19 protein-coding genes and 1 tRNA gene are annotated in these 20,287 nt (G+C 69.0%); 16 read left to right on the top strand and 4 right to left on the bottom strand.

The window, feature by feature from the left end; all coding sequences use genetic code 11:
- Nucleotides 1-32: 32 nt before the first annotated feature.
- Nucleotides 33-1,082, top strand: a complete 1,050-nt coding sequence (locus ACEUEL_RS07165) for an alpha-hydroxy acid oxidase (RefSeq protein WP_405703571.1) — start codon at nucleotides 33-35, stop codon at nucleotides 1,080-1,082.
- A gap of 9 nt (nucleotides 1,083-1,091) precedes the next feature.
- Entirely contained in the window at nucleotides 1,092-1,781 is a 690-nt protein-coding gene (locus tag ACEUEL_RS07160) for a GntR family transcriptional regulator (RefSeq protein WP_405703568.1), read from the top strand.
- A 63-nt stretch (nucleotides 1,782-1,844) separates the two neighbouring features.
- On the opposite strand, the gene ACEUEL_RS07155 is transcribed toward ACEUEL_RS07160, so the two are convergent.
- Complete coding sequence (locus ACEUEL_RS07155) at nucleotides 1,845-3,158, bottom strand: aminotransferase class III-fold pyridoxal phosphate-dependent enzyme (RefSeq protein ID WP_405703566.1); 1,314 nt, start codon at nucleotides 3,156-3,158, stop codon at nucleotides 1,845-1,847.
- A gap of 227 nt (nucleotides 3,159-3,385) precedes the next feature.
- Here ACEUEL_RS07155 and ACEUEL_RS07150 point away from each other — a divergent pair, with 227 nt between their 5' ends.
- From ACEUEL_RS07150 to ACEUEL_RS07125, 6 genes are read left to right on the top strand one after another with little or no spacing between them, the layout of a single operon-like run.
- Complete coding sequence (locus tag ACEUEL_RS07150; RefSeq protein ID WP_405703564.1) at nucleotides 3,386-4,330, top strand: ABC transporter substrate-binding protein; 945 nt, start codon at nucleotides 3,386-3,388, stop codon at nucleotides 4,328-4,330.
- Nucleotides 4,331-4,338: 8 nt separating this feature from the next.
- Nucleotides 4,339-5,010: an isochorismatase family protein gene (locus ACEUEL_RS07145; RefSeq protein ID WP_405703562.1), complete on the top strand. Its 672-nt coding sequence runs from the start codon at nucleotides 4,339-4,341 to the stop codon at nucleotides 5,008-5,010.
- Entirely contained in the window at nucleotides 5,007-6,059 is a 1,053-nt protein-coding gene (locus ACEUEL_RS07140) for an ornithine cyclodeaminase family protein (RefSeq protein WP_405703560.1), read from the top strand. Before ACEUEL_RS07145 ends, ACEUEL_RS07140 begins: the two co-directional genes overlap by 4 nt.
- Nucleotides 6,060-6,072: 13 nt before the next feature.
- Nucleotides 6,073-7,440 carry a dihydroorotase gene (locus ACEUEL_RS07135; RefSeq protein WP_405703558.1) on the top strand — a complete coding sequence of 456 codons (1,368 nt, stop codon included), beginning with the start codon at nucleotides 6,073-6,075 and terminating at the stop codon, nucleotides 7,438-7,440.
- Nucleotides 7,441-7,444: 4 nt separating this feature from the next.
- Nucleotides 7,445-8,329, top strand: coding sequence for a branched-chain amino acid ABC transporter permease (locus tag ACEUEL_RS07130; protein WP_405703555.1), 885 nt, complete (start codon nucleotides 7,445-7,447; stop codon nucleotides 8,327-8,329).
- A gap of 13 nt (nucleotides 8,330-8,342) precedes the next feature.
- Nucleotides 8,343-9,368, top strand: coding sequence for a branched-chain amino acid ABC transporter permease (locus ACEUEL_RS07125; RefSeq protein WP_405703553.1), 1,026 nt, complete (start codon nucleotides 8,343-8,345; stop codon nucleotides 9,366-9,368).
- A gap of 119 nt (nucleotides 9,369-9,487) precedes the next feature.
- Here the strand turns inward: ACEUEL_RS07125 and ACEUEL_RS07120 are convergent.
- Nucleotides 9,488-9,577 (bottom strand) — tRNA-Ser (locus ACEUEL_RS07120).
- Nucleotides 9,578-10,063: 486 nt separating this feature from the next.
- Here ACEUEL_RS07120 and ACEUEL_RS07115 point away from each other — a divergent pair.
- The 8 genes from ACEUEL_RS07115 (at nucleotide 10,064) to mazG (ending at nucleotide 18,460) form a co-directional block, all read left to right on the top strand.
- Entirely contained in the window at nucleotides 10,064-11,137 is a 1,074-nt protein-coding gene (locus ACEUEL_RS07115) for a septal ring lytic transglycosylase RlpA family protein (RefSeq protein WP_454892293.1), read from the top strand.
- 80 nt (nucleotides 11,138-11,217) lie between these two features.
- Nucleotides 11,218-12,444 (top strand): D-alanyl-D-alanine carboxypeptidase family protein, encoded by a 1,227-nt coding sequence (locus ACEUEL_RS07110; RefSeq protein WP_405703552.1) that lies wholly within the window; start codon nucleotides 11,218-11,220, stop codon nucleotides 12,442-12,444.
- Nucleotides 12,445-12,482: 38 nt separating this feature from the next.
- Entirely contained in the window at nucleotides 12,483-13,178 is a 696-nt protein-coding gene (tmk, locus tag ACEUEL_RS07105; protein WP_405706614.1) for a dTMP kinase, read from the top strand.
- The gene (locus ACEUEL_RS07100; protein WP_405703549.1) at nucleotides 13,175-14,212 is read left to right on the top strand and encodes a DNA polymerase III subunit delta'; all 1,038 of its coding nucleotides are present in this window, start codon (nucleotides 13,175-13,177) and stop codon (nucleotides 14,210-14,212) included. Before tmk ends, ACEUEL_RS07100 begins: the two co-directional genes overlap by 4 nt.
- A gap of 36 nt (nucleotides 14,213-14,248) precedes the next feature.
- On the top strand, nucleotides 14,249-15,796 hold the full coding sequence (gene metG, locus ACEUEL_RS07095) for a methionine--tRNA ligase (protein ID WP_405703547.1): 1,548 nt from the start codon (nucleotides 14,249-14,251) through the stop codon (nucleotides 15,794-15,796).
- Nucleotides 15,797-15,798: 2 nt separating this feature from the next.
- Nucleotides 15,799-16,575 (top strand): TatD family hydrolase, encoded by a 777-nt coding sequence (locus ACEUEL_RS07090; RefSeq protein WP_405706611.1) that lies wholly within the window; start codon nucleotides 15,799-15,801, stop codon nucleotides 16,573-16,575.
- A gap of 88 nt (nucleotides 16,576-16,663) precedes the next feature.
- The gene (locus ACEUEL_RS07085; protein ID WP_405703546.1) at nucleotides 16,664-17,482 is read left to right on the top strand and encodes an MBL fold metallo-hydrolase; all 819 of its coding nucleotides are present in this window, start codon (nucleotides 16,664-16,666) and stop codon (nucleotides 17,480-17,482) included.
- Between the two features lie 153 nt (nucleotides 17,483-17,635).
- Nucleotides 17,636-18,460, top strand: a complete 825-nt coding sequence (mazG, locus tag ACEUEL_RS07080) for a nucleoside triphosphate pyrophosphohydrolase (RefSeq protein ID WP_405703544.1) — start codon at nucleotides 17,636-17,638, stop codon at nucleotides 18,458-18,460.
- 10 nt (nucleotides 18,461-18,470) lie between these two features.
- Here mazG and hflX read toward each other — a convergent pair whose 3' ends face one another.
- Both hflX and hfq read right to left on the bottom strand, forming a co-directional pair.
- Nucleotides 18,471-19,871, bottom strand: coding sequence for a GTPase HflX (hflX, locus tag ACEUEL_RS07075; protein WP_405703543.1), 1,401 nt, complete (start codon nucleotides 19,869-19,871; stop codon nucleotides 18,471-18,473).
- Nucleotides 19,872-20,126, bottom strand: a complete 255-nt coding sequence (hfq, locus tag ACEUEL_RS07070; protein ID WP_405703541.1) for an RNA chaperone Hfq — start codon at nucleotides 20,124-20,126, stop codon at nucleotides 19,872-19,874.
- Nucleotides 20,127-20,287: the final 161 nt, after the last annotated feature.

Raw genomic sequence — 20,287 nt, 5'->3', positions numbered from 1 at the left:
GACAGCTGCGGCCGGCAGGGGCGGTATCCGCCATGGGTGACATTCCCGCCCCATTGCGCGCCGCCGTCCGCGACCGGATCGGCGCGGATCTCGAGCGCTATCTGGAAGGCCGGCCCCGCGACATGGGCCCGCAGATGCGCGACCCGAACGAAGAGGCGATGGAGGCCTATCGCCTCGTGCCGCGGCTGATGGCGGGGCTCGACGGCACCGATCCGGGCGCGGACTGGATGGGCGCGCGCATCGCCGCGCCGGTGGTGGTCGGGGCCTTCGCCGCCGACCGGATCCTCGATGCCGGCGGCGTCGTGCCGATCGCTCGGGCGGCGGAGCGGCTCGGCCTGCCCATCGTCATCTCCGAGGAATGCCTGACGCCGCTCGCCGAGATCACCGCGGTGAACGGCTGCGTCAGCCTGCAGCTGCGCGGCGCCGGCGACGTCGACCGCGGGCTGGCTCTCGCCCGCCACGCGCGCGAGACCGGCGCGAAGGGCATCGTCATGACCGGCCTCGCCCCCGCCCATCCCCGGCCGGGGCTGTTCCCCGGCGGGGTCGACATCCAGTCCGAAACGAAGGCGCGCGGCTTGCGGACCATCGCCGACCAGGGCGACGGGCGCGAGGTGCGCGCCACCCCGGGCTGGAGCTGGGAGACGCTGGCCGCCTTCTGCCGCGGCGCCGGGGAGATGGGATTGCCGGTGCATCTGAAGGGTGTGCTGCATCCCGCCGATGCCGAGGCGGCGCTGGCGGCCGGCTGCGCGGGCGTCATCGTGTCCAATCTCGGCGTGCGCAATCTCTATCGCTGGCAGCCCGCCGTGGACGCGCTTCCGGGCGTCGCCGGCGCCCTCGCGCGGCGCGGCACGCTGGCGCTGGATGGCGGCGTGCGTGCGGCCCCCGATGCGGTGGTGGCGGCCTGCCTCGGCGCGGATCTCGTGATGATGGTGCGGCCGGTGGTGTACCGCGCGCTTTCGGGCGGGGAGGGCGCCGTCTACGACTTCCTATCGACTTTCATCGAGGATATCGACACCATTTGCTTCTGGATGGGGGCGCGTTGCTTTGGCGCCCTCGATTCCAGCCATCTCGTCAAGTTGTGAGAGAAGATCTTGTCGAACGGCACCGATGACTTCCGGCATCGCAGCCTGCCCGAGCAGGTTGCCGACCATATCGTGGTGCTGATCGCCAAGGGGCAGATCAAGGCGGGCGACCGCCTGTTCGAGAACGACCTGTGCAAGATGCTCGGCGTCAGCCGCATCCCGGTGCGCGAGGCGCTGCGCATCCTCCAGGCCCAGGGCGTGCTGCGCACCGAGCCCAATCGCGGCAGCTTCGTCAGCGAATACGGCTCGGCTGAAACCACCGAGATGCTGAAGGTGCGCCTGACGGTGGAGCGGCTGGCGCTGCGCCGGCTGGTGCCCATGGTCCGGCGCGATCCGGAACTGCTCGTGCCGCTGCGCCGCGCCATCGACCAGCTGCGCGACCAGACCCGGCTGCGCAACAAGCTGGCCTCCTGCCAGGCCGACCTGGAATTCCACCACCGCATGGTCGAGCTTTCCGAAAGCCCGACGCTGCTCACCGTGTGGGAGATGCTCGCCCGCGGCATCCTCGTCTTCTTCATGCACGAGCGGCACGAATATTACGATCACGAGCGCAACATCCGCGACCATGAGCGCCTGGTCGAGGCGATCGAGGCCGGCCGGCTGGCGCCGCTCGATGATCTGATCGAGGAGCACATCCTCAAGCTCTACCCGGTGAGGGCCGCCGAGGCCGGAAGCGCCGCCGTTCCCACCCCGTCCTGAGACGCGCCCCCGCATCGCCGCCGCCACCGGAATTGCCGGCGGCGGCGTGCGCGACCGGTATGGTCAGGGTTCGCGATAGAGGTCGGCCCGGCGCTCCAGCGCGGCGCCGATGGTCGCGGCGATGAAGTCGTGATCGGCCGCCGTCATCGGCAGCGACAGCGCGAACTGGCTGCGCGCCGCGGCGTAGAGCCCCGCCTCCAAGAGGTCGAGATGCAGCAGCGCGCGCTTGTCGGCCTGCTCGGGCAGATCCTCGGGACTTTTCACCGGCCGGTCGGTGAAATGCAGCGCCATGACCGAGCCGAGCCCGGTGAAGCGCGCGGGGAGCGCCAGATCCGTGCAGATCGCGTTCAGCCGCGCCCGCAGCTGTTCGCCCTCCACATAGAGCAGCGCCGCGCGCTCCCGCGGGAAGGCGTCGCGGAAGGCGGCAGCGCCGACGCGCATCGAGAACACATTGTTGTTGAAGGTGCCGGCATGGGCCAGTGCGTCGGGGCGGAACGGGTCGAACCGGCCCATCAGCTCGGCCCGCCCGCCGAAGGCACCGAACCCGAAGCCGCCGCCGAGATATTTGCCGAAGGTGACGAGATCCGGCATCACGCCGTAGATCCCCTGCGCGCCCGAGGGGCCGTGACGCGAAGTCACGATCTCGTCGAAGACCAGCAGCGCGCCGGTCTCGTCGCAGGCCGCGCGCAGCGCCTCGAGGAAGGCGGGATCGCCGGGGATGCAGCCGGCATTGGTCATCACCGGCTCGACGATGACGGCGGCAAGCTCGCTTCCCGCCTGCCGGATGCGCGCCGCGATGTCGGGCGCGTTGAAGGTCTCGATCCGCCAGTCGAACGGCACCCGCATCTGCGCGTTGCCGGCCATGCCGAGCACGCCGCCATGATAGGCGCCGGCGAAAGCCATCACCGCGCCGCGCCCGGTGGCGATGCGGGCGAGGGTGAGCGCATAGAGATTGGCCTCGGTGCCGGAATTGCAGAAGCGCAGCCGCTCGGCGGCCGGGAAGCGGCCGGCGATCAGCTCGGCGAGCTCCACATCGGCCGCGCCGGGCGCGCCGTTCGACAGGCCGGCGGCCAGCGTCGCCTCGATCTCCGCCACAACCACGGGATGGCTGTGGCCGTAGAGCCCGGCGGTATACTCGACCAGCACGTCGAGATGGTCGTGCCCGTCGACATCGATGAGGCGGGCGCCTTCGCTGCGCGCCGCGTAAAGCGGGAAGGGCGCGAAGTGCAGGGCGGTGCGCGTGTTGCCGCCCGGCATGCTCGCCTGCGCGCGAGCGTGCAGCGCCGCGCTCTCCGGGTTGCGCCGGGCATAGGCGCGGCGCGCCGCGTCCAGCGCGTCCTGAAGCGCCGCCGCGCGGGTAGTGCCGGTCAATGCCATTGTCTTGCCCCCTCTGCGACGACGCAGGATTTGCGGAATTTTGGAGACATGCGAAGCGCACAAATGATGGGCGGCTTGCGGAAAAAGAGGTCAATTGACTGATTCATATCTATTTTTTTCGATTTTGCCGGAGCACCCTCGGCGTTGACTTGCATATGAAAGTATACATTATGTCGCTCAAGCGCCATCCGCAAACAGCGTTTGAATGACGCGACCGAGGGGAGCCGATGCTGAAGCTCAGGATGAACCAGGGCGACCCGACCGAAGGCCGCATCTACTTCCTTCCCCATTTCGTCGCGGCCGACCGCGGCTATTTCCGCGATGCCGGCCTCGAGGTGGAGTTCGTCTGGGCGCCGCCGGGCGACCATCTCGCCAAGAGCGGGCAGATCCCCGCCGTGCTGTCCGGCGCCGCCGATCTGACCGTCGGCGGCCCGATGGTGACGATGCGGATGCTGGCCGACGGCTCGGCCCATCTCGTCAATTTCTGCGCGCTGGTGCGGCGCAATCCCTGGTATCTCGCCGGCCGGCACCCGGAGCCGGATTTCACGCTGGCCTCGCTGGCGGGGCGCACCGTGTTCGACGCCGCCTCCATCACCACCGCCGGCCTGAGCCTGCGCCATGCCCTCGCCAAGGCCGACCTGTCGGATCGCGTCACGGTGATCGAGCTGCCGCGCGAGGATCCCGCGGCGATCGAGGATTTCATCGCCGGACGCGGCCCGGGCGGGGAGGCGGAAGTGATCTTCCACTCCATGCACGCGCTGGCCCCGGCTCTCGCCGCCGGCCGGCTGTTCGAATTGTCCGATCTCGCGCGCTACACCGGCGACGTGCCGTGGAGCGCCTACATCACCCGGCCCGAGACGATGGCGGCGCAGCCCGCGGCGTTCGCCGCCTTCGCGAGCGCCATCAGCCGGGCGCTGGCCGATGCCGCGACGACCCCCGCGGGCGAACTCGCGGCGCAGCTGGCGGGGCATTACCCCGGTTATCCGCCCGCCGCGCTCGCCTATGGCATCGCGGCCTACCAGCGCCTCGGCGTCTGGTCCGAGGGCGCGGTCATCTCCCGCGCCGATTTCGAGCGCTTCCGCGCGCTGCTGATGGATTGCGGATGGTTCTCGACCCCGGTTCCCTATGAACAGCAGGTGGTGGTGCCGGTCGCCGCCGCCTCCACCCTCTGAGGTCCGCCATGATGGAACATTCGCTCGAGAACAAGGAACTGATCCGCTATTACGAGGATCGTGGCTGGTGCGGGCGCGTCGGCTTCGGCGAGCGGCCTGCCATCGTCGTGGTCGATCTCGCCAAGTGCTGGATGAAGGGCTCGAAGATCGGCAGCGATCTCTCCGCCGTGGTCGAGGCCACCATCTCGCTGCTGAAGCGGGGACGGGCGGCCGGCATCCCGATCTTCTTCTCCACCATGGCGTTCGAGCCGGACCTCTCCGACGCCGGCGGGGTGATCGAGAAGAAGCTCCGGCACTTCGACGACATGATCAAGGGCTCGCCCGAGATCGAGCTGTTGCCCGAGCTCGACCGCCAGCCGGGCGAGGTGTTCTTCGTCAAGCAGCGCCCCAGCTGCTTCTACGGCACCAACCTGCTGTCGCAGCTGATCGGCCATTCGGTCGATACCATCATCGTCACCGGCTGCTCCACCTCGGGCTGCATCCGGGCGACCTGCGAGAGCGGCATCGACAATAATTTCCGCGTCATCGTGCCGAAGGAGGCGGTCGGCGACCGCTGCAAGTCCGCGCACGAGGCGAACCTGTTCGACATCAACGCCCGCTACGCCGACGTCCTGCCGATCGGCGAAGTGGCCGATTATCTCGACGGCCTAGCGGCGCGTCGCCGGGGAGCGGCGGCGTGATCGCCGAGACGGCGAGCGTGGCCGCGTTCGGCCTGCCCGGCTTCGAGCCGGGCCGGCTGCTCTATCTGTCCCGCACGGACCTGCTGGCGCTGAAGCTGTCGATGGCCGATGTCATCGCCGCCGTCAGCGACTGCCTGCTGGCGCAGGCGGCGGGCCGCACCCTGATGCCGGGCAAGGCGAGCCTCGGCTGGCGCGAGGGCGGGCGGCTCAACGGCAACGCCGCCTATCTGCAGGATACCGGCGCGCTCGGCATCAAGTGGAACGCCGAGGTGCCGGAGAATGTCGCCAAAGGCCTGCCCAACCTCACCGCGCTGGTGCTGCTGAACGATCCGGTGACCGGCTTCCCGGTCGCGGTGATCGACGGCACCTGGATCACCGCCATGCGCACCGGCGCCGCCTCCGCCCTCGTCGCGCGCCATCTCGCACCGCGCCGGGTCGACAGGCTGGCGCTCATCGGCTGCGGCGTGCAGATGCGCACCCAGCTGCTCGGGCTGCTGGAGGTGATCGCGCCGGCGCGCATCGTGATCAACGACATCCGCCCCGAGGCCGCCGCGCAGTTCCAGGCGCAGATGCAGGCGCGCACCGGGCGGCAGATCGAGATCGCCGCGACGGCGGAAGCCGCCATCCGGGAGGCGCAGGTGGTGGTCTCCGCGACCAAGTTCGCGCTTCAGCCCGATCCCTGCCTCCGGCGGGAATGGATCGCGCCCGGCGCGCTGGTGATGCCGATCGACGTCGGCACGGTGTGGGAGCCGGCGGCGTATCTGTCGGCCGACAAGTTCACCACCGACCGCTGGGACATGCTGGAATGGCTGGCGGGGCAGGGGCATTTCCCCGACGGTTTGCCGACGCTCCACGCCGAGCTGCACGAGCTCCTCTCCGGCGCGAAGCCGGGCCGCGAGAGCGAGGGCGAGTACATCTTCTCGATGATCGAGGGCATGCCGATCGAGGACATGATCCTGGCCCGGCTGGTCGCCCTGCGGGCCGCGCAGGCGGGGATCGGGCAATGGCTGGACTTTCTCGCCGATCCCGCCAGCAATTACGACTTCTGACAGGATTGGGCCCATGGACCTCGTGATCGCCGGCGCGACGACCATCCTCGAAGACCGGGTGCAGCGCCTCCATGTCGGCATCGCCGGCGGCCGCATCGCCGCGCTGGTGGACGGCGATGCCCCCGTGCCCGCTGCCGCGAAGAGGATCGATGCCGACGGGCTGCTGCTGTTCCCCGGCGCCATCGATGCCCACACCCATTTCACCGCCGGCCATGACGACGTGGTGCCGGAGATCGAAGCCGGCACGGCGGGCGCGGGCAAGGCGGGGGTGACGACCGTTGTCGAGATGCCGCACCAGAATCCGCCGGCGACGACGCTGGCGCGCTTCCTCGCCAAGCGCGACCTGTTCGCCGCCCATTCCTGCGTCGACTTCGCGCTGTGGGGCGGGCTGACGGGCGACAATCTCGCCGAACTGAAGCCGATGCACGAGGCCGGCGCCGCGGCGATGAAGGGCTTCATGTGCTCCGGCCGCAAGGACCGGGCGGCGGGCGATGCGCGGGGGCTGCCGGGGCTCGACGACGACCAGCTCAGCGAATCCTTCCGCGTCGTAGCGGGGTTCGGCGGGCTGATCGGCCTCCATGCCGAGAACCACGACATCATCCAGGGCAGCATGGCGCGGCTGAAGGCGGCCTGTGCCGATGGCGGGCGCGCCCATGCCGCCGCCCAGCCAGAGCTCGCCGAGACCGAGGCGGTCGCCCGCGCCATCCACCTCGCCGCCCATCACGGCGCGCGGCTGCACATCGTGCATCTGTCCAGCGGGGAGGGGGCGCGGATCATCTCCGCCGCCCGCGCCGCCGGCCAGCCGGTCACGGTGGAGACCTGCCCGCAATATCTCGTGCTGAACGAGGACGATCTCGAGCGCATCGGCAACATCGCCCGCTGCGGCCCGCCGATCCGCCCGCAAGCGACCGTCGACGACCTCTGGTCGGAAGTGGCGGGCGGCGCCATCGACGCGCTGACCTCCGACCACTGCCCCTATCCGGCGGAACTGAAGGCGACGCCGACAATCTGGGATGCGGCGATGGGGCTGACCGGCATCGAGACCACCGTTCCGATCTTCCGCGGCGCGGCGCTGGCGCGCGGCCTCGACCCCGTCCGCATCGGCGCGATGACCGCGACAGGACCCGCCCGCATCTTCGGTCTCTACGGCCGCAAAGGCGCCATCGCCCCCGGCTTCGACGCCGATCTCGTGCTGGTCGATCCGGCGGCGGAAACGGTGGTGGACGCCGCGCGCTTCCAGGGCATCGCCAAATGGTCACCCTTCGACGGCACGCGCTGGAAGGGGCGGGTGGCCGCGACCTTGCTTAGGGGCACCCCGGTCTACGCCGACGGCGCGCTTGCCGCTGTTCCCGGCGCGGGCCGATTCCAGGCGCGGGGATAAGCGGATGAGCGGTCTCGAATATTTCCTCGCCCAGGTTCTCAACGGTCTGTCGGCCGGCAGCATCTACGCGCTGATCGCGGTCGGCTACTCGATGGTCTTCGGCGTGCTGCAGATGCACAATTTCGCCCATGGCGACACGCTGATGTTCGGCACCTATGTCGCCATGGCGCTGACGCTGGCGGGCGTGCCGGTGGTGATCGCGATCCCGGCGGGGCTGCTGCTGGGCGGCGCCATGGGCTTCGTGATCGAGCGCATCGCCTTCCGTCCGACCCGCGGCGCCCACCGCATGGTGCCGACCGTTTCGGCGATCGGCGTCGCGCTGATCATCCGCAACACCGCGCAACTGATCTGGGGCACGACGACCCAGCCCTTCCCGCTCGACGTGCCGGCGGCGCAGTTCCGCGCCTTCGGCATCGGCATCAGCTCGACCCAGATCGCGGTGTTCGTCGTCGCCTTCGCGCTGATGCTGGCGACCGACCTGTTCGTGCGCAAGACCATGATCGGCAAGGCCATGCGCGCCGTGCAGCAGGACATCGACGCGGCCGGCTACATGGGCATACCGGTGAACCGCACCATCGGCATGGTCTATGTGCTCGGTGGCATCCTCGGCGTTGCCGGCGGCATCCTCTTCGCCATCAACTACAACACCGTCTACCTGATGATGGGCTTCACGGTGATGATGAAGGCCTTCGTCGCCGCGGTGATCGGGGGCATCGGCAACATCAAGGGCGCGTTCCTCGGTGGGCTGGTGCTCGGCGTCGCGGAGGCATTGGCGGCGGCCTATTTCGACACCGGCTATCGCGACGGCATCGCCATGGGCCTGCTCATCCTCGTCCTGCTGGTGCGACCGCAGGGCCTGCTGGGCAAGCCCGTCCAGGTCAAGGTTTAGCGGGATGACCGACATGACCGACGCGCCCTCGACCGGCCGCAGCCCGCTGCAGATGCTGCGCGCCGTGCCGCCCCGCGTCTGGTGGATCGCCGGATTTGCCGCGGCGGCGGCGATGCCGCTGGTCTCCAGCGACCTCTACCTGTTCCGCATCCTCACCATGATCGTCATCTGGTCGATCCTGGCGCTGGGGCAGAACCTGATCACCGGCTTCTGCGGCCAGCTTTCCTACGGCCAGGCGGCGTTCTACGGCATCGGCGCCTACACCTCGGCGCTGGCGACCATCCATTTCGGCCTGCCGTTCCCGGTGACGCTGCTGCTGGCGGTGATGATGGCGGGTGTCTTCGGCCTGCTGATCGGCTATCCGGCGACGCGGATCGGCGGCGACTATCTGTTCCTCGTCACCATCGGCTTCGCCGAGATCTGCCGGCTGGTGTTCCTCAACTGGGACAGCGTGACCAACGGCGCGGTCGGCCTGCCCGGCATCCCGCCGGCCAGCCTGTTCGGCGTCACGCTGTGGTCGAACCAGGAATATTTCCTGCTCTCGCTCGGCCTTCTCGCCGTCGTCGTGCTGATCGCCACCCGCATCGTCACCTCCGATATCGGCCGCTGCTTCCTCGCCGTGCGCGAGGACGAGATCGCGGCGCGCGCGGTGGGCATCAACGTCTCGCGCTACAAGCTGATGGCCTTCGGCCTCGGCGCGGCGATCAGCGGCGTGGCCGGCGCGCTGGTGGCGCATTTCCTGAGCTATGTCGGCCCCGACATGTTCACCAACTGGGAAAGCACGCTGGTCTTCGCCATCGTGCTGGTCGGCGGGCTCGGCTCCATACCCGGCACCATCCTCGGCGCAGCGCTGATCATCGGCATCTTCGAGAGCGCCCGCGGCCTCGCCGATTACCGCCTCTACATCGCCGGCGGGCTGCTGCTCTTCATCGTGCTGGTGAAGCCCACGGGCCTGATGGGCGCGGTTCGCCTGCGCAAGCCCGGCGTGCCCGCGGTCGTCGACGAGGACGAGAGCAAGGAAGCGAAGTCCAAGACCTGAGCGAACGGACGGCGCCGGAATGGCGAGGCGGCCGGCGCGCCAGCGGATACACGGCTCGCCACCCCGCAGCGACTCGGCTCGCAAGCACCCGCGCGGCGACGAGACGATATATCGCGTCATGGCGGAAGGGGTGGGATTCGAACCCACGGTGGGCTCGCACCCACGGCGGTTTTCAAGACCGCTGCCTTAAACCACTCGGCCACCCTTCCGGACCGGCCCGCGGGCCTGCGCTGTTCTTTCCAATGTCGGCGCTAATTGCAAGCCGCGCGACGGCGAGCAGGGCAGGGCAGGGCAGGGCAGGGCAGGGCAGGGCAGAGGTGGTCACGGAGCGTTTACCATAAACACCAAGGCGCCGCATTTTTGCCCCACTCGCGCAAGCAACTGTGTAATGTGCATAAGTCGCGCTGACAGGACGCGGCTTCTGGTTCGGGGATGTACGGTCCTCCGCGATGTGACAGCGCCGTATAAGGCGCGCATTTCGGGGCAGGGTCGCGACAGGGCGGTCTTGGGGAATGGAGCAGCTTCGCGCGCTCAATGATGCGGTGTCTTCCGCGTCGAAAATTGCCGCGTCCATCTGTCTGTCACAATCACAGCGCGCCGGCCGAATCGCGGCCATCATTGGCGCCGGGCTGCTGGTTGCGAATTGCGGCGCGACCGCATCGAAGGTCACCAGCAAGGTCGATCCGAAATACGGCGTGACGGCCAGCCCGCGTGTCGTCGCCATGGGGCAGCCCGTGCCTAAGGGCGGCGGCGCCTATCGCGTCGGCAAGCCCTATCAGGTCGCCGGCAAGACCTATGTGCCGAACGAGAATACCCGCTACCGGGCCGAGGGCATCGCTTCCTGGTATGGCGAGGATTTCCACGGTCGCCTGACCGCCAATGGCGAAGTGTTCGACATGGAATCCATCGCCGCCGCGCATCCGACGCTGCCGATGCCGTCCTATGTCCGCATCACCAATCTCAATAACGGCCGCTCGATGATCGTGCGCGTGAATGATCGCGGGCCGTATCACAGCGACCGCGTGATCGATGTCTCCCAGCGTGCCGCCGACCTGCTCGGCTTCAAGGCGCGCGGCACGGCGCGGGTCAAGGTGGAATATGCCGGCCGGGCGCCGATCGAGGGCTCGGATGACGGCAAGCTGGCCGCCACCTTGCGTCAGGATGGCGTCGCTCCGCTGCCGTCCGGTGGCGGCGCGGTGATGGTGGCGTCGACGACGCCCTCCCAGCTTTCGCGTATTCCGGTTTCCGACGTGCCGGTACCCGAGCGGCGGCCGTTCGAATTCGACCAGAGCGAGGAACAGGTCGCTGCGGTCGTGCCGCCGTCGCGCAGCGTATCGGCTTCGCGGACCGCGGCGACGCCGCAACGGAATCCGGCACCGGTGCCGACCGCCGCCATGGCGGCCCCCGTCCGGGTGGCGCCGCCGGCCGCACCTTCGGTGGCAGCCGCGCCGCTGCCGGCGCCGAAATCCGCTGCCCAATCCGTCGCCGTCGCTCCGGCTCCACGCCCGACGGTAGCTGCCGCGGCTCCGGCCGCTCCGCCCGCGGCCCGGCCCGCGGCCGTGGCGGCGGCGCCCAAGCCGCAGAAGACGATCGGCGTTCGCGCCTCGGGCGCCCAGGTTGCCGTCGCCGGCATGGGCGCACCCGCGCCGCGTCCTGCGCCGACACCGGCGAAGACCCTCGAAAGCACCGGCTGGATCGTCGGCCCTGCGCCGGCCGCAAGCTATAATGGCTTTGCGACGCCCGTCTCGACCGGCAGCGGCCTCTACTGAGACGCTGCCGCCGCGACGCTGCATTGCCGCGCCCGGGAAGGGCTGTTAACTCTGCCCTGAGTGGAGGAGGCACGGCGACGATGACAGCCTCACGGTCCTTGGACGGCTTCTTCGGGACGGGCGTGCTGATCCGCGCTCTTGCCGGGCTCATGGCCGTTGCGCTCCTCACCACCGCCGAGCCTGCGGCCGCGCAGGTCGAGCCGCCGGCGATAGGCGCGGTCGCCGCCATCCTGATCGACTACGACAGCGGCACGGTGCTCTACGAGAAGAGCGCCGACCAGCAGATCGCACCTGCCAGTCTGACGAAGCTCATGACCATGGCCGTGGTCTTCAAGGAGCTTCGCGAGAAGCGGCTGACGCCCGACACCGAATTCACCGTGAGCGAGTATGCCTGGCGCAAGGGCGGCGCGCCGTCCGGCAGTTCGGCGATGTTCGCCGCGCTCAACAGCCGCGTCGCGGTGCACGACCTCATGCGCGGCGTCATCATCCAGTCGGGCAATGATGCGGCCATCGTCTTTGCCGAAGGGATCGCCGGCAACGAGATGGCGTTCGCCGGCAAAATGAACGACGAGGCCAAGGCGATCGGGCTGACCAACTCCGATTTCCGCAATTCGAACGGATTGCCCGATCCCGACCAGAAGACGACGGCGCGCGACATGTCGCGGCTAGCCATCCACATCATCCGTACCTATCCCGAATACTACGCGATCTATGGCGAGCGGGAGTTCACCTGGAACAAGATCCGCCAGATGAACCGCAACCCGCTGCTCGGCCTCAGCCTGGGCGCGGACGGGCTCAAGACCGGCTTTCTGAAGGAATCCGGCTACCATGTGGTCGGCTCCGCGGTGCAGAATGGCCAACGTCTGGTCGTCGTGGTGATGGGCTCGAAATCCGAGAAGGAACGCGCCGAGGATGCGCGCAAGCTGCTCGACTGGGGCTTTCGCTCGTTCGAGTCGAAGTTGCTGTTCGACCAAGGGCAGGTCGTCGGCGATGCGTCGGTGCATGGCGGCACGCTCGGCGGCGTTCCGCTGACCGGCGTCGGCCCGATCCGGGTGCTGGTCGCCCGCAACGGTACCGAGCGGGTGACCGCAAAGATCCAGTATACCGGGCCGATCGAGGCGCCGGTGGCGAAGGGCGCGGAAGTGGCGCGGCTGCGGGTGTTTCGGGGTGAGCAGGCGGCCCTCGATGTCCCGCTGGTGGCGGCCGAGGACGTGCCGGTCGGCCCGCTCTGGCGCCGGGCCGTGGACGGCGCCTACGAGCTCGGCGTGACCTTGGTCCGTCAGGGCTATGCAAAGTTCAAGGGATGAGGACGGTGGTGCCGGACGCGGCGGTCCTCGGCAAGGCGGTGGAAAAGGGTGTCGGCGGCAACAGGGCTGGCGGTGGCCGGCCGCCGGCCCGGTTCATTAGCTTCGAGGGCGGGGAGGGCGCGGGCAAGTCGACGCAGGCGCGCCTGCTCGCCGAGCGCTTGCGCGCGCTTGGACACGAGGTGGTGCTGACCCGTGAGCCGGGCGGCTCGCCTGGCGCGGAGGCCATCCGCCATGTGCTCCTCTCGGGAGCGGCCAAGCCGCTCGGGCCGATGACGGAGGCGATCCTGTTCGCCGCCGCGCGCACCGACCATGTCGCCGCGACCATTCGCCCGGCGCTGGCGCGGGGGGCGTGGGTGATTACCGACCGCTTCGCCGATTCGACCCGGGTCTATCAGGGCGTGCTCGGCAATGTGGACGCCCAGTTGATCCGCAAGCTCGAACAGGTGGCTGTGGGGTCGACCCGGCCCGATCTGACCCTCGTAATCGACCTGCCGGCGGAGGAGGGGCTTTCCCGCGCCGCCGCCCGCTCGGGCGGCACCGCCGACCGTTTCGAGGGCGAGGGGCTCGCGTTTCATCGCACGCTGCGCGACGCGTTCCGGGACCTCGTGGAGGCCGAACCGGACCGCTGCGTGCTGATCGACGGCGGCGCCGATGTCGCCACCGTCGCAGCAGCGATCTGGCACGCCGTTTCATCCCGGCTTGGTGTTGCCGACACGGCCGACGTCGCGACATGAGCGGAGAGACGAGCCTCGAGGGCGACCGCTTCGGCGATGCGCCTCATCCGCGCGAGCGGCAGGAACTGCGGGGCCACGAGGCCGCGGAGGCTTCGGTGCGCGCAGCCTGGGATGCGGGGCGATTGCCGCATGCGATGCTGATCGGTGGGCCGGAGGGCATCGGCAAGGCGACCTTCGCCTATCGGGTCGCCCGTTTTGTCCTCGCCAATGGCGCGGCACCGGCCGGCACGCTTCAGGTTCCGCCCGATCATACGGCATACCGGCAGGTCGCCGCGCTGTCGCATCCCGATCTGCTCGTGCTGCGCCGCGTGGCGCTCGAGGGTGGCAAGCTGCCCTCGGTCATCCCGGCCGAGATGGTCCGCCGGGTCCGCAGCTTCTTCGGCTCCACCGCCGGTGCAGGGGGCTGGCGGGTGTGCATCGTGGATGCGCTCGACGAGGTGAACGCGCAGGGCGCCAATGCCTTGCTGAAGACCCTGGAAGAGCCGCCCGAGCGCGCGTTGTTCCTGCTCGTCAGCCATGCCCCGGGCCGGCTGCTGCCGACGATCCGCTCGCGGTGCCGGCTGGTGCCGCTGCGCCCACTCGGCGAGGAGGACGTCGGTGCCGTGCTCACCGGCCTCGCCGGCGGGATCGAGGGATTTGATCCGGCCCGTGCCGGCGCGGCGGCGCGGGCCAGCGGGGGCAGCGTCAGGCGGGCGCTGGCACTGCTGTCCGGCGAGGGGCTGGAGGTGCGGCTGGCGACCGAGCAGTTGCTGGGCCGGCTGCCCGTCGCGGACGTGAAGGCCCTGCACGGGCTCGGCGAGCGACTGCAGGGCGACCGCAGCGGGGCGTTCGACAGCTTCGTCGAAGCCGTGGAGGCCTGGATCGCGGACCTCGCCACCGGCCGGCGCACTCAGGCCGGCGTGCGCCTTGCACGCCTGCCGGAGGTGTGGGAGAAGGTGCGCCGCGCCGCGATCGACGCGGATGTCTACAATCTCGATCGCAAGACATTCGTGTTCAGGGTCTTCGCGTCGCTCGACGAGGCCGTCCGTCCCTGACCGCACGCATGTCGCTTGCCTCGCGGGAATGAGCGCGTGAAACCGGCCTTCTACATCACCACTGCCATCGACTACCCGAACGGCGCGCCGCATATCGGCCACGCCTATGAGAAGATCGCCTCGGATGCGATCGCCCGCTTCGCGCGGCTCGACGGGCACGACGTCCGCTTCCTGACCGGCACGGACGAGCACGGGCTCAAGATGATGCAGACGGCCCAGAAGCAGGGCCTGACGCCGCTGGAATGGGCGACGCGCAACGCCGACCGCTTTAAGCAGATGGATGCGCTGCTGGGGGTCGAGTACGACCGCTTCATCCGCACCACCGACGAGGATCACATTGCCTCCTGCCAGGCCATCTGGCGGAAGATGGCGGCCAATGGCGATATCTATCTCGGCTCCTATTCCGGCTGGTACTCGGTGCGCGAGGAAGCCTTCTACGCCGAGGACGAGACCACGATCGGGGAGGGCGGCGTGCGCCTCTCCCCCCAGGGCACGCCGGTCGAGTGGACCGAGGAGAAGAGCTACTTCTTCCGCCTCTCCGCCTATCAGGACCGCCTGCTCGCCTGGTACGAGTCCCACCCGGATTTCATCCGGCCAGACGTGCGCCGCAACGAGGTGACGAGCTTCGTCAAGGGCGGGTTGCAGGACCTCTCGATCAGCCGCACCACCTTCGACTGGGGCATTCCGGTGCCGGATGATCCGGACCATGTGATGTATGTCTGGGTCGACGCGCTGACCAACTACATCACCGGCGTCGGCTATCCGGACGAGCAGGGCGAACTGTTCACCCGCTACTGGCCGGCGAGCCTTCACATCATCGGCAAGGACATCATCCGCTTCCACGCGGTCTACTGGCCGGCCTTCCTGATGGCGGCCGGCATCGAGCCGCCGACGACCGTCTTCGCGCATGGCTTCATCCACAATCGCGGGGAGAAGATGTCGAAGTCGGTCGGCAACGTGATCGACCCGTTCGACCTCGCCAAGGCCTATGGCGTTGATGCCATGCGCTATTTCCTGCTGCGCGAGATCCCGTTCGGGCAGGACGGGTCTTACACGCACGAGGCCATCGTCGCGCGCACCAACGCCGATCTCGCCAATGATCTCGGCAACCTCGCCCAGCGCTCGCTGTCGATGATCGCCAAGAACCTCGGCGGCACCCTGCCCGCGCCCGGCCCGCTCTCGGACGAGGACGCGGCGATCCTCGAGGCGGCCGACGGCATGCTGGCCAAGGCCCGCGAGGCGATGACGACGCAGCAGATCCACCAGGCGCTGGCCGCCGTGTGGGCGGTCGTGGCTGACGCGAACCGCTATTTCGCCGCCAGCGCGCCCTGGGAACTGCGCAAAAGCGCGCCGGAGCGCTTCGGCACTGTGCTGTGGACCACCGCCGAGGTGATCCGGCAGATTGCCATCCTCGCCCAGCCCTTCATTCCGGGTGGTGCGGCCAAGCTGCTCGACCTGCTGGCGGTGCCGGCGGAGCGGCGCGACTTCGCGGCGCTCGGCGATGCGGGGCGACTCGACGGCGGCACGCCGCTGCCGGCGCCGGCGGGCGTCTTCCCCCGCTATGTTGAGCCCGAGACCGCGTGACCATGCTCGTCGACAGCCATTGCCACCTCGATTTCCCGGATTTCGCCCCGGAAATCGACGCGGTCGTCGAGCGTGCTCGGGCCGCCGGGGTCGGCAAGCTTTTGACCATCGGCACGCGGGTCCGGCGCGCCCATGAGCAGCATGCGCTGGCGGATCGCTTCGCCGATGTGTTCTGTTCGGTTGGCACGCACCCGCACAACGCCGACGAGGAACGCGACGTGACGCTCGCCGAACTGCTGGCGGCAGCGGATCATGCCAGGGTCGTCGCCATCGGCGAGGCGGGGCTGGACTATCACTACGACACCGCCTCGCGCGAGGCGCAGCATGCCGGCTTCCGCCTCCACATCGAGGCGGCGCGGCGGACCGGGTTGCCGCTCGTGATCCACGCGCGCGAGGCGGACGACGATGTCGCCGCGATCCTCGAGGAGGAGGCAGGGAAGGGGGCCTTCGGCTTCGTGCTCCATTGCTTCACCGGCGGCGCCGACCTCGCCCGGCGCGCGGTGGCGCTGGGCGGCTACGTCTCCTTCTCCGGCATTCTCACCTTCAAGACCGGCGCCCCGCTGCGCGCGATCGCGGCCGAGCTCCCGGCGGATCGGCTGCTGGTCGAGACGGATGCGCCGTATCTGGCCCCCAATCCCTGGCGCGGCAAGCGGAACGAGCCCGCCTACGTGGCCGAGACGGCGCGTGTGCTCGCCGAGACGCGGGGCGAGACGCCGGCAGCGATTGCCGATCTCACGACCGCCAATTTCCACCGTCTGTTTTCGCGGGCGGCGGCATAGCGGCTGGCACGGACCGGCAGGGTGTTGTGAAATGGACTGCCGGGGCCGCTGACGGCCGCGATTCCTGTTTCTCGCCAGCGGGTGCCCGATGAGCCTGACTTTCACTATCCTCGGCTGCGGTTCCTCGGGCGGGGTGCCGCGGGTGGGGCAGGGCTGGGGCGCCTGCGATCCCAACGACGCGCGCAATCGCCGCCGGCGCTGCTCTCTGCTGGTCGATCGCACGTCGCAGGATCCCGCCTCGCCTTCCGACGGGCAGACTCGGGTGCTGGTCGATACGTCGCCGGATCTGCGCGAGCAACTGCTCGACGCACGGGTCACCAGCCTCGACGGCGTGCTGTTCACGCACGAGCACGCCGACCATACGCATGGCATCGACGACCTGCGCCCGCTCACCATCCATAACCGCCGGCGGATCGACGTCTGGCTGGATGCGGAGACATCGTCCGTCGTTCACGACCGCTTCGCCTACTGCTTCGAGACGCCGCCCGGCTCGGAATACCCGCCGATCCTGCGCGAGCACCGTTTCCGCCACGGCGAGCCGGTGACGATCCCGGGCAGCGGCGGCGGCGTGGTCGCGGTGCCGTTCCGCCAGTTTCACGGCAACATCATCTCCTACGGCTTCCGCTTCGGTGACGTGGCCTATTCCAGCGATCTGCACGACCTGCCGCCGGAGAGCCTGGAATTCCTCACCGGCCTCGATCTGTGGATCGTCGACGCGCTGCGCTTCACGCCACATCCCAGCCATTTCTCGGTGACGGACGCGCTGGAATGGATCGAACGCCTGCGCCCGCGCCGGGCGATCCTGACCAACCTGCACACCGATCTCGATTACGCCGCGCTCGCCAGCCAGTTGCCGCCCGGTGTCGTTCCGGCCGTCGATGGGCTGAGCGTCACGATTGATAGCTGACAGCCACCGGTTAGCCGCGAGATCTCACCAACCACCTGATATTGCAATGATAGTTATTTTCCATAATATGTCTTCTGCGAATCATCGGTATATCGGCCCGGCGTGCCGGTTCGGCCTCGCGTTCGTCCTGCTCTCCCCTCCGAGGAGTTGATCGTGCAGCCTTCCCGCAACATCGAACGACTGCTCGCCATCATGGCGGCGCTGCGCACGCCGCTCACGGGTTGCCCGTGGGACCTGGAGCAGGATTTCGCGAGCATCGCGCCCTATACGGTCGAGGAAGCCTACGAGGTCGCCGACGCCATCGAGCGCGGCGATATGGACGACCTGTGCGACGAACTCGGCGACCTGCTGCTGCAGGTGGTTTTCCACGCACAGATGGCGCGCGAGGCCGGCCTGTTCGATTTCGGCGACGTCGTGCTGGCCATTACCGGCAAGTTGATCCGCCGGCATCCCCATGTCTTCGGCGAGGCGCGTGATCTCGCGCCCGAGGCTGTCAAGGCGCTGTGGGCGGACATCAAGCAGGCGGAGAAGCGCGAACGGGCGGACCGCCGCGCCGCGCGCGGGCTGCCGGCGGAGGCGGGGACGCAGCGTGTGCTCGACGGCGTGCCGGCCACCCTGCCCGGCCTGACGCGCGCCGTGAAGCTCCAGCAGAAGGCGGCCCGGGTCGGATTCGACTGGGCGAGCGCCGGACCGGTGATCGCCAAGATCCGCGAGGAGATCGCCGAGGTCGAAGCCGAGATCGCCAGCGGCGATCGGCACGCGGCTCAGGCGGAGATCGGCGACCTTCTTTTCGCCGTCGCCAATCTGGCGCGCCATCTCGATGTCGATCCGGAAGCGGCGCTTCGCGGCACAAACGCCAAGTTCGAGCGCCGGTTCGCCGCCATCGAAGACGCCTTGGCCGCGGAAGGGCGCGTTGCGGGGCAGGCGAGCCTCGACGAGATGGAAGCGCTCTGGCAGGCCGCGAAAAGCGCGGAGTAGGGCGCGGCGGCTATCGGTCGAGCGGCTTGCCGCCGGTCTGCCGTGCACCGAAGCGGCGGATGATTCCCTCGGCTCGGTCAGGGGGCACACGGACGGCGAGGTGGATGCGTCCACCCTCCCCCTCGCGGCGCTCGAGCACCTCGGCATGCCGGTACAGCCAGCCAAGCCCTTCGCCGTCGGCCGGATCGAGGTCGACCGCCAGCGTCACCCGCTCGCGGGCGAGACGCTGCTCGATGGCGGCGAGGAGCTCCGGCACGCCCTGCCCCGTGAGCGCCGAGACCGGGATCGGCCTCTCGCGGGCCGGCCGCCGTCCCGCGGTGTTCAGCAGCGCATCGCGCGCGTCCTCGTTGAGCCGGTCGATCTTGTTCCAGACCTCGATGAGTCGGTCGTGATTGGCCGGATCGATGTCGAGCTCCGTCAGCACGTCGGCGACATCGCCGGCCTGCGCGTCGGCGTCCTCATGCGACATGTCCCGCACATGCAGGATGATATCGGCCTCGATCACCTCTTCCAGTGTCGCGCGGAAGGCGGCGACGAGCTGCGTGGGCAGCTCCGAAATGAAGCCAACGGTGTCGGAGAGGATGATGCGCTCGCCATGCGGCAGATGGACCGCCCGCAAGGTGGGGTCCAGCGTGGCGAAGAGCAGGTCCTGCGCCATCACCTGCGCCGTCGACAGGCGGTTGAACAGCGTGGACTTGCCGGCATTGGTATAGCCGACGAGGGCCACCACCGGATAAGGCACACGCTTGCGGCTGGCGCGGTGCAAAGCGCGGGTGCGCTTCACCTGCTCCAGCTCGCGCTCGATCTTGTGGATGCGCTCGCCGATGATCCGTCGGTCGGCCTCGATCTGGGTCTCGCCCGGCCCGCCGAGGAAGCCGAAGCCGCCGCGCTGGCGTTCGAGATGCGTCCAGGAGCGCACGAGGCGGCTGCGCTGGTAGGACAGGTGCGCGAGTTCGACCTGCAGCACGCCCTCGCGCGTGCGGGCGCGCTGGCCGAAGATCTCGAGGATCAGCGCCGTGCGATCGATGACCTTGGCGGCCCACGCCTTTTCGAGATTGCGCTGCTGGACCGGGGAGAGCGGCGCGTCGACAAAGACCAGCCCGGCCTCGTGCGCCTTCACGAGGCCGGCGATTTCCTCGACCTTGCCGGCGCCGAGATACGTCGCCGGCCGAACCTGCGAGAGGCCGACAAGACCGCTGGAGACCACGTCGAGATCGATGGCGAGCGCAAGGCCGATGGCTTCATCGAGGCGCGCCTCGGGAGAGCGGCGCGTATCGGCGCCCTCCCCCGCCCTGGATCGGGTGAGGTAGGGCACGATGACGACCGCCCGCTCTGCCCTGCCCTCGGCTTCCGGGCCACCCAGCGGCGCCGCCTTGTCGGCGCGGCGCCGATCCGCGCTCTTGAGTTCCAATCAGCCCTTCTCCCCGGCCTCGTCCGGCGCTTCGAAAAGCTGGACCGGATGGCCGGGCATGATCGTCGAGATGGCGTGCTTGTACACGAGTTGGGAATGCCCGTCCCGGCGCAGCAGCACGCAGAAATTATCGAACCAGGTCACCACTCCCTGCAGCTTTACGCCGTTGACGAGGAAGATCGTGAGAGGTGTCTTGTTCTTGCGGACGTGGTTGAGAAAGGTGTCCTGGAGGTTCTGGGAACGATCCGCGGCCATGGTTTTTTGATCCGTTGTTTGATGCATCGTCGGCGCGGCCGCTTTCGACGATCGGACGATCCTCCCGTCCGGGGAGACGCGATGCCGAAAACGTGCGCTGCAAGCATCGCATACCCTATCGGTCGTGCAAGATGATTTCGTGCATGAGTGCCCAACGCCGC

The sequence above is a fragment of the Ancylobacter terrae genome (assembly GCF_045108345.1).
Classification (GTDB): domain Bacteria; phylum Pseudomonadota; class Alphaproteobacteria; order Rhizobiales; family Xanthobacteraceae; genus Ancylobacter.
This window is presented reverse-complemented; position numbering and strand designations above follow the sequence as displayed.

Excerpts from the sequence above, each read along its gene's own strand:
- ACEUEL_RS07165 (WP_405703571.1), top strand. The coding sequence starts at position 33 with ATGGGTGACATTCCCGCCCCATTGCGCGCCGCCGTCCGCGACCGGATC.
- ACEUEL_RS07155 (WP_405703566.1), bottom strand. The coding sequence starts at position 3,158 with ATGGCATTGACCGGCACTACCCGCGCGGCGGCGCTTCAGGACGCGCTG.
- ACEUEL_RS07150 (WP_405703564.1), top strand. The coding sequence starts at position 3,386 with ATGCTGAAGCTCAGGATGAACCAGGGCGACCCGACCGAAGGCCGCATC.
- ACEUEL_RS07145 (WP_405703562.1), top strand. The coding sequence starts at position 4,339 with ATGATGGAACATTCGCTCGAGAACAAGGAACTGATCCGCTATTACGAG.
- ACEUEL_RS07135 (WP_405703558.1), top strand. The coding sequence starts at position 6,073 with ATGGACCTCGTGATCGCCGGCGCGACGACCATCCTCGAAGACCGGGTG.
- ACEUEL_RS07130 (WP_405703555.1), top strand. The coding sequence starts at position 7,445 with ATGAGCGGTCTCGAATATTTCCTCGCCCAGGTTCTCAACGGTCTGTCG.
- ACEUEL_RS07125 (WP_405703553.1), top strand. The coding sequence starts at position 8,343 with ATGACCGACGCGCCCTCGACCGGCCGCAGCCCGCTGCAGATGCTGCGC.
- ACEUEL_RS07110 (WP_405703552.1), top strand. The coding sequence starts at position 11,218 with ATGACAGCCTCACGGTCCTTGGACGGCTTCTTCGGGACGGGCGTGCTG.
- ACEUEL_RS07100 (WP_405703549.1), top strand. The coding sequence starts at position 13,175 with ATGAGCGGAGAGACGAGCCTCGAGGGCGACCGCTTCGGCGATGCGCCT.
- ACEUEL_RS07090 (WP_405706611.1), top strand. The coding sequence starts at position 15,799 with ATGCTCGTCGACAGCCATTGCCACCTCGATTTCCCGGATTTCGCCCCG.
- ACEUEL_RS07085 (WP_405703546.1), top strand. The coding sequence starts at position 16,664 with ATGAGCCTGACTTTCACTATCCTCGGCTGCGGTTCCTCGGGCGGGGTG.
- hfq (WP_405703541.1), bottom strand. The coding sequence starts at position 20,126 with ATGGCCGCGGATCGTTCCCAGAACCTCCAGGACACCTTTCTCAACCAC.